Here is a 16,447-nt window from a genome sequence, read left to right as displayed (position 1 = left end):
TTTTCCTCTAAATTGGATATATGAGCATCATAACAATACATGCTATATTTGGCCAAATCTCCAATAATAATAGGCATAGTAATGAATTTAAGCGCACCTTGGCATCGTTACGCAAAACGTTTTACTCACTTGGCAGCCCTACTCACATTAAGTAGTTTAAGTTTAACGGCATTAGCTGCCCCACTCGATCAATCAAAAATTCAGTTTATCGGGCCTCTTGCAGAAGACATGCAAGCAAAGCCATTTCAAACACCGCATGGCGACGTGATTATCAATAATCTGCTTGCACAACTTGAATCAAATAAAGAAAGCTTTGTTGTGTTTGGTAAAAAGCATAAGTGGCAACCACTTGATAAAATTAACGCGCTTACTTTAGGCGGTTTACAAGCACTTAAATTTAATATTGAAACTAACCGATTTACTCAAGGCTCCTTAAACATTAAAGGAATAGAGCAAGGCCAGGTTTTTATTAACGGTGAGAAACAAAGTGGTGAAAACCAACGCTATCAACTTGCTTTAAATAACGGCTCACACACCGTTATTGTCATTGCTCAACAGGTTGCTAATTGGAATGATGTCACCTTAGAGTTTGTGCCAAAAGCAGAAACTGACGCCGTGACCCTAACGACAAATAAGACCAAGCGCTTATCGGCTAAGCAATTGTTTGACACCCCAACTATTAGCGGCTTGTTTTTGTCACCTGATGCTAAGCATTACTTAAGTACAACAAAGCGTTACAGCGATAAAACAGGCAACGACGCCATTACCACAACCGAGCTTAAAAATACTAATAACCAAACGGTATACCGATTTGAAGAAGCGCAGCCTAGCCAATTCACCTGGAGTCCTGATAATCAATTTTTAGTCTATTTACTCAACGGCGAATTAAAGCAGTTAAACCGTAAAACTTTCGCTATAAAAACCTTAGCCTCAGGCCTTGAGGGGGCAAGCAACTTTAGCTATTACAACGATAATAGTATTCTTTTTAGCTGGTCCAAATCACCTGAAGAAACCAATAGCCTCACTAAACATCATAAAGGCTTGCAAGACCGTTGGTCTTACGCCCGTACGGTTAGTCAATTATATTTACTCGATACCCACAGTGGTTTAACCAAAGCGCTGACCGAAGGCGTATTAAGCCATCAACTTGAAGATGCTAACAGCAACCGTGGAAAACTATTAATAAGTCGTCCAGTAATGGCGATGCAAGCCTCAACTCATCCAGAGACTGAGTTGGTTGAACTTGCATTAAAATCTAACAGCATAAAATCATTAGGTAAGTTTAAAACCTTTAATCAAGCGAAATATACCGCAAACAATATTTATGTTGTTGCAGGCCCTGATTTTAAAAATGGCGCAGGCAGAGTACTACCGCAAACCATGCTGGCGAATAATTATGATGGCCAGCTGTATTTACTAACCGATAACGCTAAAAAAGTAACGGCGTTAAGTAAACAATTTGACCCTGCGATTGGCACATTGGAAGTACTAAGCAATGGCGATGCGTTAATCAAAGTGACAGAAAAAGACACCCAACCACTGTATTTATATGATCTTAGTAAACAACGCTTTAAAAAGTTAGATACAGGGTTTGATATTGTAGAACAGTTTAGTTTTTCAAATACTCGCAATACCCAGCTACTACTCTCTGGCAGTAATGCTTCAAGCGCCCAACAACTCAAGCGCTTTGACGTAAGCAAAAATAAGGTGGAGTTAATCTGGGATTCAAACCCGATTGCATATGCCAATACCACGATTCCTAAGCTTGAAGAATTTAACTTTACCAATAAGCGTGGCGTAGAAATATCTGGTCGTGTTTACTTGCCAAGTAATATTGATAAAACTAAAAAGCACCCAGCTCTGGTCTATTACTATGGTGGCACCTCACCAGTAACACGCGGGTTTACAGGGCGTTACCCTTTTAATTTATGGGCAGCAAACGGGTATGTGGTTTATGTTGTACAACCAACCGGCGCAACGGGTTTTGGGCAAACTTTTTCAGCACAACATGTCAATGCGTGGGGCGACTATACCGCCGATGACATTATGCAAGGCACAGAGGCATTTTTAGCTAAATATGATTTTGTAGACAGAAGTAAAGTAGGTAATTTAGGAGCATCTTACGGTGGGTTTATAACGATGCTGCTTGCTACTAAAACCGATATGTTCAGCGCGTCTATTGCTCATGCGGGAATTTCAAACTTAACTTCTTACTGGGGTGAAGGATGGTGGGGATATTTATACTCAGGCGAAGCCTCTAAAAATAGTTTCCCGTGGAATAACTCTGAACTTTATAGCCAACATAGCCCAGTGTTTCATGCCGATAAAGTGACCACGCCATTACTGCTTATTCATGGTGACAGCGATACGAATGTGCCAGTAGGTGAAAGCTTAACTATGTACACCGCGCTAAAACTGCTAAATAAAGATGTTGAAATAATTGAGTACAAAGGAGCCAATCATCAAATATTTGCTCGCGATAAGCGCTTTAATTGGTGGAACACTATGTTGGCTTACTTTGATAAAGAGTTAAAAAATGAACCACAATGGTGGGATTCAATGTACGGCCAATAGTCATTTAAATGCGCACTTAAAATAATTTATATAAAGTGCGCAATACAAAGGTAATTTCATTATTCTTTTTTGTAATATAAAGTTACCGAAAAAATTAAACTCTGTGTTATGCATGTAACGAATAATGCTAACATGCAAGGCTACTATTAAAAAAATAACAGACTATGGCAATTAATGTTTTATTGGTTGAAGATGACGAGCTGCTAGTAAAGCGCATCCAAAATCATTTTATAAATACCGAGTTCTCTATTGACGTTGACGCAACGGGTGCCGATGCTTTAAGCATGGTCAAAAGCCGTGTAAATCAGCGCAGTGCTATTTCCTTGGCAATTATTGATATTGTGCTGCCAAAGCGCAATGGTTTACAACTTGCCAAAGAGTTAAATACGCTCACCGATATTGGTGTTATTTTGTTATCGAGCCGTGACTCGCAAGCTGATCGTATTGCTGGTCTTGCTCAAGGTGCCGATGACTATATTTGCAAGCCTGTCGATTTACTCGAGCTTGAGTTGAGAATGCGCGCTTTATACAAACGTATTGCAAACAATCAACACGACGATGACAGTGAAGAGTTTATCGAATACGCTGATTTTAAACTCCATCCAGATAACCGCACACTCATTACAGCCAGTGGGATTGAATCACGGCTCACCGAAGCAGAGCATAAAGTGCTTATTTGTTTAATCGGCAATGCCGGTAAAGCCACTTCACGTGAAAAAATATCAGAAGAAATTGGCCAGCCTGATTGGAGCCCCAACGATCGTACCGTAGACGTGTTAGTGGGTCGTTTACGTAAAAAGCTTAACGATGAGAAAGATCAAAAACGTATCGTCACCGTGCGTGGTAAAGGCTATATGCTGTCTATTTAATATTGGGTTAGCTGCGATAATAAACGCTCAAATGCCCGATAATTAAGCGCTTCTTTAAGCTCATTTAAACTAATTTGTGGCGCGCCTTTTAAATCACTAATGGTACGCGCTACTTTTATCACTCTATGATAAGAGCGCGGTGATAACGCCAGCTTTTCACTGGCTCTAGCTAAAAACTGTAGCTCCGCAGCAGGTAACTCACAGTATAAGCTCATTTCTTTGTTATTTAGCCGCGCATTCACTTTACCTTGGCGCTTTAGTTGTATTGCATAAGCCGCTTCTACTCGCGCTCTCACTTCTGCACTGGTTTCTTCTGCGGTCGTACTTTGTAGCTCCACGCTGCTTAACCTTGGTAGTTCAATTTGCAAATCAATTCTATCGATAAACGGCCCCGATACCCGCGATAAATAACGCATAACTTGATCAGGGGTCGCTCGCTTATCATGATGACACCCTGTCGGGCTGGGATTAAGTGCTGCAATAAGCTGAAACTGTGCCGGAAATTCCATTTGCCTTGCCGCACGCGAAATAGTCACGGTTCCGGTTTCCATTGGTTCTCGTAACGAGTCCAGTACTTTGCGCTCAAATTCAGGAAGCTCATCTAAAAATAATACACCATTGTGCGCTAACGATATTTCACCGGGTTTAGGGTTAGACGAACCGCCTACCAGCGCAACGGCAGAGCAGGTGTGATGCGGATTTCGAAATGGTCGCTGACGCCAGTTGGTTAAATCGATTGAGTGGCCAATAATGGAATACAAAGCAGCGGTATCAATGGCTTCATCATCTGACATAGTTGGCATTATTGTAGACATCCGTTGCGCAAGCATTGATTTGCCGGTTCCTGGTGGCCCTAAAAATAGTAGGTTATGTCCACCTGCGGCAGCAATTTCTAGTACTCGTTTAGCACCGGGTTGGCCTTTTACATCACTTAAATCGAGTAAAAAGTCTGGCGCTTGGGTACAGTCAGGGTAGGTAATATTCAATGGTAAAGGTTGTTGGTTGAGTAAGTCTCCCCACACCTCTTGTATAGAGCTTACCGCTTTTCGTTTTACACCGCTGACAAGGCTGGCCAAACTATCGTTTTCAAGAGGAAGAAAACAGCAACGGTTTTGCTCTTTAGCTCCGAGCACTGAGGGTAAAATAGCATTCACTGCACGTATTTCACCATTAAGTGCAAGCTCACCATAAAACTCATACTTATGAATATCAGGGCAGACTATTTGCCCCGATGCGACCAAAATGCCTACCGCAATCGCAAGGTCAAACCGCCCGCCGTCTTTTGGTAAATCGGCAGGTGCTAAATTAACGGTGATACGTTGATCGGGAAATCCAAATTGAGAGTTTTCAAGGGCGCTGCGTACTCTATCCTTGGCCTCTTTAACCGATGCTTCGGGTAAGCCGACAATATGAAATGCAGGTAAACCATTCCCTAAATGCACTTCAACCATAACCTCGGGGGCATTAATTCCTACTTGTGCGCGAGAAAATATACGGGCTAACGACATTCCTTATCCTAGTTAACTGCTGTATTAAACCAGTTTAGTCAGGATATTTAAAAACATGTAATATAATCTTCCATTTAATGGCCGAAAAGCGCAGCAATAAGGTCATTAACATACTCAAGATCATCGCCACTTCCACCGTTAAAGATAGGTTTATAGCTAACGTATACACAATACCACCAGCAATACAGGTAATAGCATAGAGCTCACCTTTGAGCAGCATAGGAATATCGCGGGCAAGCACATCGCGAATCAATCCACCAAAACAGGGGGTGATCACCGCCATAATAATAACCGTCATATCAGGCATACCGGCCAATTGCGCTTTTTGTGCTCCCATTACCGCAAAAAAGGCTAAACCAAATGCATCGGCTGTTTGTAAAACATAATAAGGAATCGATTTTTGTTTATTGATCAGTCGTGTTGTAACAAGCACTGCGGCTAAAATAGCATAGAAGTAGCTTTGATCGTGTAACCAAAATACGGGTTGATCGAGTATCACATCGCGAACAGTACCGCCACCAATAGCCGTAACGGTTGCAAGCACAACCACACCAAAGCCATCCATTTTCTTTTCATAGGCAACCAAGGTGCCCGATATAGCAAATACCGCTACGCCAATTAAATCAAACCAGTGATAGAGTTCAGTCATAATTTTGATTACAAAAAGTTTTAAAGAGTTTAACGCATAGCATACTAAATATTCAGCAATAACACTTTCAAAAAGTAGAATTAGAAAAGAACAGCAGAAATACGTGTTAAAAATAGCGTGAGGGAATATGAATTTTAGGCATAAAAAAACACGCTTTAGGCGTGTCGATTTAATAAAACATGTTATTTCAGTGGTTGCGGGAGCCAGAGTTTGTAAGGAGCGAACCAACGACCTTTGCTGGCTAATGGAGAGCTGAGTCCGACGCGCTTTTAGACGCACGAATTTCAGGCATAAAAAAACACGCTTTAGCGTGTCGATTTAATAAAACATGTTATTTCAGTAGTTGCGGGAGCCAGAGTTTGTAAGGAGCGAACTGACGACCTTTGCTGGCTAATGGAGAGCTGAGTCCGACGCGCTTTTAGACGCACTGAATTTTAGGCATAAAAAAACACGCTTTAGGCGTGTCGATTTAATAAAACATGTTATTTCAGTGGTTGCGGGAGCCGGATTTGAACCAACGACCTTCGGGTTATGAGCCCGACGAGCTACCAGACTGCTCCATCCCGCGCCTGAAATTGCAGATTTATTTATAGTTGCTTACATTACAACTTGGCTTCCAATGAAAAATTGGTTGCGGGAGCCGGATTTAAAGCGACTACCTTTGCTGGCTAATGAAGAGCTGAGACCGACAAGCTTTTCCTTAACTAACACTCTACAGTAACCTCAAACCTCTAAAGGAAATTGGTTGCGGGAGCCGGATTTGAACCGACGACCTTCGGGTTATGAGCCCGACGAGCTACCAGGCTGCTCCATCCCGCGCCTGTAATTTCTTTGTAACAGTATCGTGTTATTCACAAGCCTGTTTCGAAGAGAGCGCTATAATATAGGAATAAACCTATAATGCAAGGTTTTACTAATTAAAAACGTTTAAGTGAACAAAAACCCATCAAACGGCTATTATTACACTAATCGCTGATGTGGGTTTATCATTTTTTGCCACTCCCAATCGGGATGCCCCATAACAATAAAGTCTGGGTTTTCTGTGCTTTCTCTTTGGTTATAGGTCAGAGGGTTAAACTCAGCATCGGTAATACACCCCCCCGCCTCTTCAACTATTACTTGTGATGCGCCAGTGTCCCATTCACCAGTGGGACCAATTCTTAAAAAGCAGTCAGCTTTCCCTTCAGCAACAATACAGGCTTTAAGCGAACATGAGCCTAAAGCCACCGTTGCAAATTGCGCATTTAAATACTGACTCACGGCTTCTATTTTTTGGCGGCGACTTACAGCCAAAGTTAAACTTTCGGGAGGCGCTACAAATATTTGTTTATCATGCTCGCCTTTACGCTTAAACGCCCCATTATTAGCGGTAGCAAAATAGGTCACGCCCTTTGCTGGCCAATGAATCACTCCCAATACAGGATGATTATTTTCTATCAGCGCAATATTAACGGCAAAGTCGCCGCTTTCTAATATAAATTCACCGGTGCCATCCATCGGATCAAGCAGCCAATAGCGTTGCCAGTGCTGTCTGTCTTCCAATGCTGGGATCGGCGTTTCTTCGGACATAATAGGAATATCGGGAGCTAGCGCTTTTAAGCCAGCAACAAGTACATCGTTTGCGGCTAAATCTGCTTTAGTAACTGGCGTATTGTCTGATTTTTCTTGTTGACCAATATCATCTTTTTTATAAATAGCCATAATTGCATCACCTGCACTTTGGGCAAGTGTTATGCATGGTTCAAGTAATTTATCCATTAGTCGCTCCTGAGGCTAAATACTTATCTAATAATAGCAGAGCGGCAACACTACGTGCTTCAGTAAAGTCAGGTTGTTCTAATAGCGACTGCCACTGTGCAAGTGGCCATTTAACAAGCACTAATGGCTCTGGCTCATCACCTAATAGGGTTTCAGGGTATAAATCTTTAGCAAAGAGAATATGCATAGTGGCATTGAAATAACTAGGCGCCATAGTGACCGTTTTAAGTGCTTCAAAGTATTCTGCACCAAAGCCAATTTCTTCTTTGAGCTCTCGGTTTGCCGCTTGCTCAGGTGTTTCACCGGGGTCAATTAATCCTTTAGGGAAACCTAACTGATAGTTATTGGTGCCGGCGCAATACTCTCGAACGAGTAGTAGTTCGTTTTCAGCTGTGATGGGTACAATCATAACGGCTCCACGGCCACCGCCGCGAATTCGTTCATACTGACGCTCTTCGTCATTTGAAAATTTTAGTTCTAAAGACTCCACAGTAAATAAGCGACTTTTAGCGACAACATTATTACTGAGAATTTGTGGTGGTGTTGGGTGCTTTTTCTGTGTCATGGGCATCAATTTGCTATCATTGCAGTTATACTAATCATATACCCAAATGAGTATAAGATGCGAGTTTCAGTTTGAATTAAAAGCAATTTAAATGCAGAATTAATCATAAATATCTTACCCGTAGTTAAGGTTAAATATTTATCTGGCGTTATTGAATTCGCCCTTAATATTTCATCATTGGGTATATGTTTTTAAAGTTCAATTAACAGAGCCCATTATATTTCGCTTGCAAGCATTTCATCGCAACGTAATCATTTAACGCCTCAATCTCCACAAGGATGTATCATGCTCAATTGGTCAAAAATCGATACTGTATTACTCGACATGGACGGGACTTTACTTGATTTACATTACGACACTGACTTTTGGCTCAATGTTGTTCCACAACAACATGCTCTGGCTCAAAATATCAGTTTTGAGGAAGCCCGCGCAGATATCTTAAAACGCTATCAGGCTGTGAGTGGCAAAATTCAGTGGTACTGCTCTGACTATTGGGAAGCACAGCTAAACTTACCTATTCTCGAATTAAAGCGTCAATCTGCACATTTAATTAAAATACGTGAAGATGTTCCACATTTTTTAACTGAACTTCGACGTGCAGGTAAAGAACTCATTTTACTTACCAATGCTCATCCAGAATGCGTAATGCTTAAATTTGAACATACCGCCATTGATAACTACTTAGACGGGGTGGTGTCAACGCATGAATATGGGGTAAGTAAAGAGCAACAAAGTTTATGGCACAAGGTTCAAGGGGATTTAGGGTTTGATAAACGCCGCACATTATTTGTAGATGACAGCTTACCGGTATTAAATGCCGCACGAGAATACGGCATTGAGCATTTACTTGCGATTGCTAACCCTAATAGCCAGCAACCACATAACGAAATAACCGATTACTTAAGCGTCACCGATTACCGTAAGCTTATTTAGCTTATTCGCCCTGAGGGTAACGCGCTACTAAGCCTTGATATACCTGTTTTGCAAAATCTACATGCTCAGTATCAAGGCTTTTAACTACTTCAACTAAGTGTTCGTTATCTTCTTTGCCATGCCACACTTTAATGTAGCTACCCTCTTTGTAACCATGATCCTGACGGAAAAAGTTCAGCGTATTTTTACCCACATAGCCACGATATAAATCATCAATATCCATACCGATTTGTGCCATACAACCGGCAAAAGCAGCCGCGTTAAAAGTTTTATTGGCAACCGCACTGGCCGCTAATAATTCAAGCGTTTGTTTAAAATCATCGCCTTGCTGTGGGGCGCTCATTTGAGTTTGTAGCTGCGTAGCGATTTGCTCATAGCTGGTCTCACCGTCAATACGCAACGATAAGCCAAAGTGAAAAATATCAACCAGCTCTAAAATCACCTGTTCAGTATCTGGTGTTTGTTTTTTCCACCATTTCCAACCGTAATGGTCTAACATTTCTGCACATTCAACCCAAATAGCTCTGTACCATTCGAAGCCTTGGCTAAACCATTGCTCATGTACTTTAGTATTCATGGCATTTTGCATTTCTAGCATAACAACTAGCTTGTTTAAATTCGCAGACATATTGGTTCCACTGTTGGATTTATAATTAGGGTAATAATACAGATAATATAACTTAACGACCAGCCGAAAACTCATGCCATGAGTTGATCAGGTCAACAAAGTCTTCAAAACCACAACCACTGCTTAAATCATTCTCTTCAAGCATTAATTCGTCATCTTGGTAGGCTAATATATCTTCGTTATCTTGATGCAGCGCATGCGCTTCAAATAACGCTTCATCTTTAGAAAGGATCAGGTCAATTTCTTGGCCTTTAAGTGTTAACGGTTCAAAGCTTGAACTCACCGAGCTAATAAGCGCCAGCACCATAGCCACTTTGTCTTTGCCTATTTCTTCATTTAACCAACGGCCTATAATCGCATGCTCGCTGCTTATTTTAATTCTTAACCCACTAATAGGGTCGCGAATAAATTGGTATTCCATAACTTTATTCCAGTACTGCTAATTACAACAGATTATAACCTAGTCAGTTATGAATAACGCAAGCCAGATACAAAAATAGCGCCGCAAGGCGCTATTTCAATATCATCAATATAGCTAACCGCCTGAGCGATAGCGGGCAGCATCAATAATTGCCCATAAATGGAATACGGCTCCAACAATAGCTGGAACAACTAAGAACCATAACGCGTAACCGCCAAAAACCAAAATGGCAAACACCAGCGCCGATAAAATACGACCCTGTACCAACTGCCCTAAACCCGGGAAAAAAATATTACATAGAGCGGCTATTACATTTCCGCCAGAACCTTGTTGAGACATACTAACCTCTGTAGTTTAATTAATTTTGTATTTGTACTTATTATTTATACTTACACACTTTATGCCAATTTATTAAGGCTTACAAATCATACAGTTAAATTATTACGAATTTATCGCTTTAGTATTTTTTGCCAAAAATAAGTCAAATTAGCTATTTTAAATAGCTATTTTAGTTACTTGCTCAGTTTATACTGTTCACTATTCAACAACTTAAATACCTATTTTATAAATAGCTGTTTATAAAAACAGTATTTTATTTAGCCTAACAAAAACACCTGTTATACTGCTCTCATTATTGATTAAAAAGGCGTAACGATGGACGTTTCAGAATTACTCGATGGCTTAAATGATAAACAACGCGATGCCGTTGCAGCGCCATTACAAAACATGCTGGTATTAGCAGGAGCAGGTTCAGGTAAAACTCGAGTATTGGTTCATCGTATTGCCTGGTTAATGCAAGTAGAGCAAGCCTCTGCCTACAGTATTTTTGCGGTAACCTTTACCAATAAAGCCGCTAAAGAGATGCGCTCAAGAGTTGAAGAAACTCTAAAAGCCCCTGTTGGTGGCATGTGGATTGGTACTTTCCATGGTTTATCGCACCGAATTTTACGGGCACATCACCGTGAAGCAAATTTACCTGAAGCCTTTCAAATTTTAGACTCTGACGATCAGCTTCGTATGATCAAGCGTTTGTTAAAATCTATGAATATTGATGATAAAAAATGGCCAGCCAAACAGTTTGGTTGGTACATAAGCGCTAAAAAAGATGAAGCTTTACGCCCTAAAGATATTCAGGCATACGATATTAACGAGCAAATGATGCTGCGCGTTTACGCAGCCTATCAAGAAGCTTGTGATAGAGCGGGCCTAGTTGATTTTGCTGAAATATTACTACGTAGCTATGAGGTACTTAAAAATAACCCAACCTTGCTGCGTCATTATCAGCAGCGCTTTGCGCACATGCTAGTAGACGAGTTTCAAGATACCAATACTATTCAGTATGCATGGTTAAAACTACTTGCTGGCGACACTAGTAGTATTATGATTGTAGGCGATGATGACCAAAGTATTTACGGTTGGCGTGGCGCTAAAATAGAAAACATTAAACGCTTTTTAACAGACTTTGATGCTGAAACAATTCGCCTTGAGCAAAACTATCGCTCGACTGCCACTATTCTTAAAGCGTCTAATGCGCTTATACAGAATAACTCCGAGCGTATGGGTAAAAGCTTGTGGACTGACGGTAACGACGGCGAACCAATTTCTATTTATGCTGCCTTTAACGAGCTAGATGAAGCGCGCTTTGTGAGTAGCAAATTACGCAGCTGGTTAAATGCCGGAAATGCGCTACAGGATGCGGCTATTTTGTATCGTAGTAATGCGCAATCGCGGGTACTTGAAGAAGCGATGCTACAAGAAGGTTTAAAATACCGAATTTATGGTGGTATGCGATTCTTCGAACGTCAAGAAATTAAAGATGCCCTCTCATACTTACGCTTAGTGGGTAACCGCCAAGATGATGCCGCATTTGAGCGTGTAATTAATACCCCAGCCCGAGGCATTGGTGACAAAACATTAAGCCATATTCGTGACTGCGCTCGCGCTGAATCTTTGCCGCTTTGGTATGCTGCTAAAGCCATTGTAGAACAACAGCATTTATCGGGTCGCGCTTCTGGAGCTGTTGCCAAGTTTGTTGAGTTAATTGAACATATTGAAGATAAAATTAGTGACTTAACGCTGCAAGAGCAAGCCAAATACACTATCCAAACCTCTGGCCTTATGGCCATGTATCAAGCTGAAAAAGGCGAAAAAGGCCGCGCTCGAGTAGAAAACTTAGAAGAATTAATTAGTGCCTGCGATCAGTATGAACTCCCTGAAGAGGAAGAGTTTAGCTCGCCACTACAAGGCTTTTTAGCTTACACCTCACTTGAGTCTGGCGAAGGCCAAGCCGATGAGCATGAAGACGCCGTACAAATGATGACGCTTCACTCAGCTAAAGGTTTGGAGTTTCCTTTAGTGTTTATGGTCGGTGTTGAAGAAGGTATGTTTCCATCTCAGCAAAGTAATGAAGAAACCGGCCGTTTAGAAGAAGAGCGCCGCCTTTGTTACGTGGGTATGACCCGCGCTATGGATAAGCTCTATATAAGCCATGCCGAAAGCCGCCGTTTATATGGCCAAGAGAAATATCACAGCCCATCGCGCTTTTTACGTGAAATACCCGAAGACTGCGTAGAAGAAATTCGCATTAAAACACAAGTATCTCGCCCGCCTGCAGCCGGTCGCTTTAGCGCATCGGTTAGCCATGCTGCATTTGAAGAAAGCGGATTTAACTTAGGTCAACGCGTGCTGCATGCAAAGTTTGGCATTGGCACCGTACTCAACTACGAAGGCAGTGGCGCACAATCTCGCGTACAAGTTAACTTTGACGACTTAGGCAGTAAGTGGTTAGTAACAGCTTATGCAAGATTACAAGCCGTTTAACCACGTTGTAGAGCGTGTACAGCAACAACTTGCGTATGCGAAACATCGCCAGTTACTGCTGCTTACAGGCGATAAAAATTGGTGTTATGAGCAATGTACTCAGCTGCTTGCTCATTTGCAGCACCCTTCTTTTGTACTGTCAAAAAGCACTCATTTAATTAATGCACATTGGCCAGAGCATACCCACCAAATTTTAGGGCAAGAGTGCGCCCATGCTGTTTATGACGGCTACAGTGGACTGGTGCCAGATAAACTAGCTGCGCTTAGTGGCGTTGTGCAAGCAGGTGGTTTTTTTATTATATTGCTACCCGAACTTAAAGAACTTGAACACTGGTGTGATGACGCCCTTCCCTTATTTCAATCTTTTGGGCAAATGCACCCTTACAGCTTTTTTAACCAACGCTTAGCTCACTTACTAAGCAAAACTACTTTACTGCATTTGAGCCAACAAAATGGTTGGCGGTGTATTACCGATACGAATCTATCAACTGGTGAAATTGACTTTACCGAGCAACAACAGTGTATTGAATTAATAATAAAAACGGCAAACGGACGAGCAAATCGACCATTATTAATTAATGCAGATCGGGGAAGAGGAAAATCAGCCGCATTAGGTATTGCAGCAAGTAAACTCAGCGATAAAAAAATCCTCATCAGCTCTATGCAATTTCGCGCATTGCACAGCAGCTTTAAACATTTAGCAAACGCACTTAATTTAGAGTATCAAGCAGGCAATAAATGCATTGCAAACATGCAATATATTGCACCTGATCAACTACTTAACGAACAGCCTGAGTGTGACTTGCTATTAATTGATGAAGCGGCAGCAATCCCTGTTCCAATGCTAATAAAACTACTCCACCTTTATCCTCGCGTGGTATTTTCAAGCACCATGGTTGGCTATGAAGGCAATGGTCGCGGCTATATTTTAAAGTTTACTCGCTACATTAAAACGCATTTTAAAAATATGCGCAGTATGACTCTTGAGCAGCCTATTCGCTTTGCAAAGCAGGATCCATTAGAGCTGCATATTCGCACGTTATTAGCCTTAGATGCTGAACATCACAGCCTCACCTTACACTCTACCCCTTTGCAATTTAAGCAATTACAGGCACATCAACTTGCTAGTAACGAGTTACTACTTTATCAAGTGATTGGGTTGCTAACGCTGGCACATTATCAAACCAGTGTGAATGATTTACGCCACTTACTAGACGCCACTAAACAACATGTATTTGTTTGCCAACAAGGTGATAATATTCTCGGTGTCTGTTTAATTGCGATTGAAGGTGGATTTAATGCTTCCATGAGCAATGAAATAGCACTAGGAAAGCGTAGGCCTCAAGGTCACTTAATGGCACAAACGCTAGCACAATTGAGTTTTAATGCTGATGTTTTAAAACAACACTGCGCCCGCGTGGTGCGTATAGCCATTGATCCACAGCATCACAACAAAAAAATAGGCACACAGTTACTTAAATACTGTGAACAGCAATTGCAGAGCGAGTGTCATTGGTTTGGTGCCAGCTTTGGTGGCAATGCGCAATTACTCAGTTTTTGGCAAAGTAATGGCTTTGATTTAGTTAAACTCGGTTTTCAAAAAGATAAGGCAACGGGCGAGCATAGCGCATTAGTTGTTAAAAGCTTAACTAAAAGTGACCATCTAGTAGAGCAATTAGTAGCACAGTTCGAAGCCGATTTCCCTTTGCAACTACTCGATCACTATAGTCAGCTTGATTATCAACTGGTCGCGAAAATTGTCTCTCATTTTAATACTCATACCGACAGTATAACTGAGCAATCAAGATTAAAGTCTATGTTAACAAGTGACTACCAGCTTTTTAATATAAAACCATTACTCTGGCGACGTTTTTGGGCATTGCCGTATAGCTTGCCAACCGATGACGATAATTTCCAATATGTTTTTATTAGGCTAGTATTACAAAATTGGACACCGAAAAATATCCAAAGTCAGTTAGGTTTGAATGGCACAAAGTCATTTAATACATTATTTAAAAAGGCTGTAAATAATTGGTATGAGCGCATTTCGCATAATAGTAAACCTTAACATTGTCCTTATAGCATTAGTGCTTGGGCAAACTTTCGCGCATGCCGAGCAAACCAACAACAAAGTAATTAAGCTGGGCATGTCTACTGCACTGACTGGCCCTGCTAAAAATATTGGCCAACAGTTACATAAAGGTAGCAGCGTTTATTTTGACAAAGTTAATAACGCTGGCGGTATTAATGGCGCTAAGGTGCTACTTTTAGTTGCTGACGATCACTATGAACCCAAACAAACCGTTAATAATACTCGTGAGTTTATTTACACAAATAAAGTTGATGCCCTGTTTGGTGCAATGGGTACCCCAACCAGCCATGCAATTATACCTTTACTAGAGCAATCAAAAATTCCGTTCTTAATGCCTTTTAGCGGGGCGAGCTTTCTACGTGAAAAACCGTCAGTTAAAGCATTTAACTTAAGAGCAAGCTATAACGACGAAGCACAAGAACAAATCAAATACCTCGTTGAAGAGCATAAGCATACTAAAATAGGGCTACTTATACAGGCTGACGAATTTGGCTTATATGTAGAATCAGGACTAAGAGAAGCACTCGCTAAATATAATCTTACACCGGTAATAGTTGCTCGCTACAAACGCAATAGCCAAGATGTGGAGTCGGCACTTAATACCTTAAAATTAAGCGGAGTTACGGCAATCTGTTTAGTCGGCACTTATGAACCACTCTCTGAGTTTATTAATAGTGCCCAAAAGCAAGGGTTTAATCCTGAATATACTAGCGTTTCGTTTGTAACCAGCTTTGACTTATTTGATGAAATAAACTCACCATCAAATATTATGGTAACGGAGATTGTTCCAAACCCACTAAATTGTAACGATAATTTTTGTACTGAGTTTTTAGCCGATATGCAAGCGAGCAACATTAAAAAACCAAGTCGTCTTCATTTTGAGGGTTATATTAACGCTATGGCATTTAGCAAAGCAGCGAAAAACTGTCAATTCCCCCTTCAGCAATCCTGCCTGATGAATGAGCTTAATTCTTTATTAGTAACCGATATACTTATCCAAAAGTTATTCATAAATACTGAAAACAACAATAAACGTAATGTTTATCGCTCTTATTATGTGAATAAATAAATACCTTGCAAATATTGTTCCATTCTTAGTATACAAACTTAGTATGTGAGGAAGCCATGGACTTAATTAATTTTAAAGTGGGTTATAAAACCATTTCACTTAAGATTCTTGATATCTTATTAACAGAAAAATTTCATAATAACCTCACGGTGCTGCCTAACGATAACAAGAGCTTCCTAGGCGTTAAAGATTATATGGGGATCCCAACCCCAGTATTTGACTTAGGAATAATTTTAAATGGCGTGTCTACAGAGCACAGTAACCGAGATGCGTTAAAGCAACTTAAATCTTGGCAAAAACAACTCAATACGTGGTTTAATCAATTAGAACAAGCGTTACTAAGTTCGCAAAATTCGTTAAATACGAGTCAATGTGAGCTTGCTGACTTTGAACAATTTTATATGGAATTTAAAACCGATAACGACGAATTAAAAAGTACAATGTCACGCTTTAATGAGCCGTTTAAATCACTTTTACAAAAAGTAGAAGACGCTATTAAAGTACATAAGTAAAAGATCCACCTTCTAAAGAAGGTGGCTTTGAATTAGCCCCCTAAAAGGG

At 40.8% G+C, this 16,447-nt stretch carries 14 protein-coding genes and 2 tRNA genes; 7 read left to right on the top strand and 9 right to left on the bottom strand.

What is annotated here, in order from left to right:
• The first annotated feature begins 81 nt into the window (after positions 1-81).
• Positions 82-2,574, top strand: coding sequence for a prolyl oligopeptidase family serine peptidase (locus QMA00_RS10290; RefSeq protein WP_076922852.1), 2,493 nt, complete (start codon positions 82-84; stop codon positions 2,572-2,574).
• A 164-nt stretch (positions 2,575-2,738) separates the two neighbouring features.
• Positions 2,739-3,443: a response regulator transcription factor gene (locus QMA00_RS10285; protein ID WP_013463763.1), complete on the top strand. Its 705-nt coding sequence runs from the start codon at positions 2,739-2,741 to the stop codon at positions 3,441-3,443.
• Here QMA00_RS10285 and QMA00_RS10280 read toward each other — a convergent pair.
• The 6 genes from QMA00_RS10280 to nudE all read right to left on the bottom strand — a co-directional run bounded on the left by QMA00_RS10280 (position 3,440) and on the right by nudE (position 7,923).
• Entirely contained in the window at positions 3,440-4,951 is a 1,512-nt protein-coding gene (locus tag QMA00_RS10280) for a YifB family Mg chelatase-like AAA ATPase (protein WP_036980878.1), read from the bottom strand. The two genes, QMA00_RS10285 and QMA00_RS10280, sit on opposite strands and share 4 nt — an antisense overlap.
• Before the next feature lie 34 nt (positions 4,952-4,985).
• A complete protein-coding gene (locus tag QMA00_RS10275) occupies positions 4,986-5,600 on the bottom strand; it encodes a trimeric intracellular cation channel family protein (RefSeq protein ID WP_024601286.1) in 615 nt (204 codons plus the stop codon).
• A gap of 491 nt (positions 5,601-6,091) precedes the next feature.
• Positions 6,092-6,168, bottom strand: a tRNA-Met gene (locus tag QMA00_RS10270).
• Positions 6,169-6,342: 174 nt separating this feature from the next.
• A tRNA-Met gene (locus QMA00_RS10265) sits at positions 6,343-6,419 on the bottom strand.
• A gap of 141 nt (positions 6,420-6,560) precedes the next feature.
• The gene (cysQ, locus tag QMA00_RS10260) at positions 6,561-7,358 is read right to left on the bottom strand and encodes a 3'(2'),5'-bisphosphate nucleotidase CysQ (protein ID WP_028835908.1); all 798 of its coding nucleotides are present in this window, start codon (positions 7,356-7,358) and stop codon (positions 6,561-6,563) included.
• Entirely contained in the window at positions 7,351-7,923 is a 573-nt protein-coding gene (gene nudE, locus QMA00_RS10255; RefSeq protein ID WP_171036872.1) for an ADP compounds hydrolase NudE, read from the bottom strand. The genes cysQ and nudE overlap by 8 nt, the downstream gene beginning before the upstream one ends.
• A gap of 285 nt (positions 7,924-8,208) precedes the next feature.
• Between nudE and yrfG the strand changes: the two genes are divergently transcribed.
• Complete coding sequence (yrfG, locus tag QMA00_RS10250; RefSeq protein ID WP_076922850.1) at positions 8,209-8,856, top strand: GMP/IMP nucleotidase; 648 nt, start codon at positions 8,209-8,211, stop codon at positions 8,854-8,856.
• A gap of 1 nt (position 8,857) precedes the next feature.
• On the opposite strand, the gene QMA00_RS10245 is transcribed toward yrfG, so the two are convergent.
• The 3 genes from QMA00_RS10245 to QMA00_RS10235 form a co-directional block, all read right to left on the bottom strand.
• The gene (locus tag QMA00_RS10245; protein WP_024601290.1) at positions 8,858-9,484 is read right to left on the bottom strand and encodes a dUTP diphosphatase; all 627 of its coding nucleotides are present in this window, start codon (positions 9,482-9,484) and stop codon (positions 8,858-8,860) included.
• Positions 9,485-9,536: 52 nt separating this feature from the next.
• Positions 9,537-9,905: a YacL family protein gene (locus QMA00_RS10240; protein WP_008108271.1), complete on the bottom strand. Its 369-nt coding sequence runs from the start codon at positions 9,903-9,905 to the stop codon at positions 9,537-9,539.
• Between the two features lie 114 nt (positions 9,906-10,019).
• A complete protein-coding gene (locus tag QMA00_RS10235; protein ID WP_054202800.1) occupies positions 10,020-10,244 on the bottom strand; it encodes a hypothetical protein in 225 nt (74 codons plus the stop codon).
• A gap of 315 nt (positions 10,245-10,559) precedes the next feature.
• Between QMA00_RS10235 and uvrD the strand changes: the two genes are divergently transcribed.
• From uvrD to QMA00_RS10215, 4 genes are read left to right on the top strand one after another with little or no spacing between them, the layout of a single operon-like run.
• Complete coding sequence (gene uvrD, locus QMA00_RS10230) at positions 10,560-12,725, top strand: DNA helicase II (RefSeq protein ID WP_076922849.1); 2,166 nt, start codon at positions 10,560-10,562, stop codon at positions 12,723-12,725.
• Positions 12,703-14,793 carry a GNAT family N-acetyltransferase gene (locus QMA00_RS10225; protein WP_076922848.1) on the top strand — a complete coding sequence of 697 codons (2,091 nt, stop codon included), beginning with the start codon at positions 12,703-12,705 and terminating at the stop codon, positions 14,791-14,793. The genes uvrD and QMA00_RS10225 overlap by 23 nt, the downstream gene beginning before the upstream one ends.
• Entirely contained in the window at positions 14,762-15,886 is a 1,125-nt protein-coding gene (locus QMA00_RS10220; protein ID WP_076922847.1) for an ABC transporter substrate-binding protein, read from the top strand. The genes QMA00_RS10225 and QMA00_RS10220 overlap by 32 nt, the downstream gene beginning before the upstream one ends.
• Positions 15,887-15,942: 56 nt before the next feature.
• Positions 15,943-16,398, top strand: a complete 456-nt coding sequence (locus QMA00_RS10215; protein ID WP_249928776.1) for a hypothetical protein — start codon at positions 15,943-15,945, stop codon at positions 16,396-16,398.
• The last annotated feature ends 49 nt before the right edge of the window (positions 16,399-16,447 follow it).

It is taken from the genome of Pseudoalteromonas sp. APC 3694 (assembly GCF_030407565.1).
Taxonomy (GTDB): Bacteria; Pseudomonadota; Gammaproteobacteria; order Enterobacterales; family Alteromonadaceae; genus Pseudoalteromonas; species Pseudoalteromonas tetraodonis.
This window is presented reverse-complemented; position numbering and strand designations above follow the sequence as displayed.

Coding starts and splice junctions, on each gene's coding strand:
- QMA00_RS10275 (WP_024601286.1), bottom strand. CDS start 5,600: ATGACTGAACTCTATCACTGGTTTGATTTAATTGGCGTAGCGGTATTT.
- QMA00_RS10285 (WP_013463763.1), top strand. CDS start 2,739: ATGGCAATTAATGTTTTATTGGTTGAAGATGACGAGCTGCTAGTAAAG.
- nudE (WP_171036872.1), bottom strand. CDS start 7,923: ATGACACAGAAAAAGCACCCAACACCACCACAAATTCTCAGTAATAAT.
- uvrD (WP_076922849.1), top strand. CDS start 10,560: ATGGACGTTTCAGAATTACTCGATGGCTTAAATGATAAACAACGCGAT.
- QMA00_RS10280 (WP_036980878.1), bottom strand. CDS start 4,951: ATGTCGTTAGCCCGTATATTTTCTCGCGCACAAGTAGGAATTAATGCC.
- QMA00_RS10240 (WP_008108271.1), bottom strand. CDS start 9,905: ATGGAATACCAATTTATTCGCGACCCTATTAGTGGGTTAAGAATTAAA.
- QMA00_RS10215 (WP_249928776.1), top strand. CDS start 15,943: ATGGACTTAATTAATTTTAAAGTGGGTTATAAAACCATTTCACTTAAG.
- yrfG (WP_076922850.1), top strand. CDS start 8,209: ATGCTCAATTGGTCAAAAATCGATACTGTATTACTCGACATGGACGGG.
- cysQ (WP_028835908.1), bottom strand. CDS start 7,358: ATGGATAAATTACTTGAACCATGCATAACACTTGCCCAAAGTGCAGGT.
- QMA00_RS10225 (WP_076922848.1), top strand. CDS start 12,703: ATGCAAGATTACAAGCCGTTTAACCACGTTGTAGAGCGTGTACAGCAA.
- QMA00_RS10290 (WP_076922852.1), top strand. CDS start 82: ATGAATTTAAGCGCACCTTGGCATCGTTACGCAAAACGTTTTACTCAC.
- QMA00_RS10235 (WP_054202800.1), bottom strand. CDS start 10,244: ATGTCTCAACAAGGTTCTGGCGGAAATGTAATAGCCGCTCTATGTAAT.
- QMA00_RS10245 (WP_024601290.1), bottom strand. CDS start 9,484: ATGTCTGCGAATTTAAACAAGCTAGTTGTTATGCTAGAAATGCAAAAT.
- QMA00_RS10220 (WP_076922847.1), top strand. CDS start 14,762: ATGAGCGCATTTCGCATAATAGTAAACCTTAACATTGTCCTTATAGCA.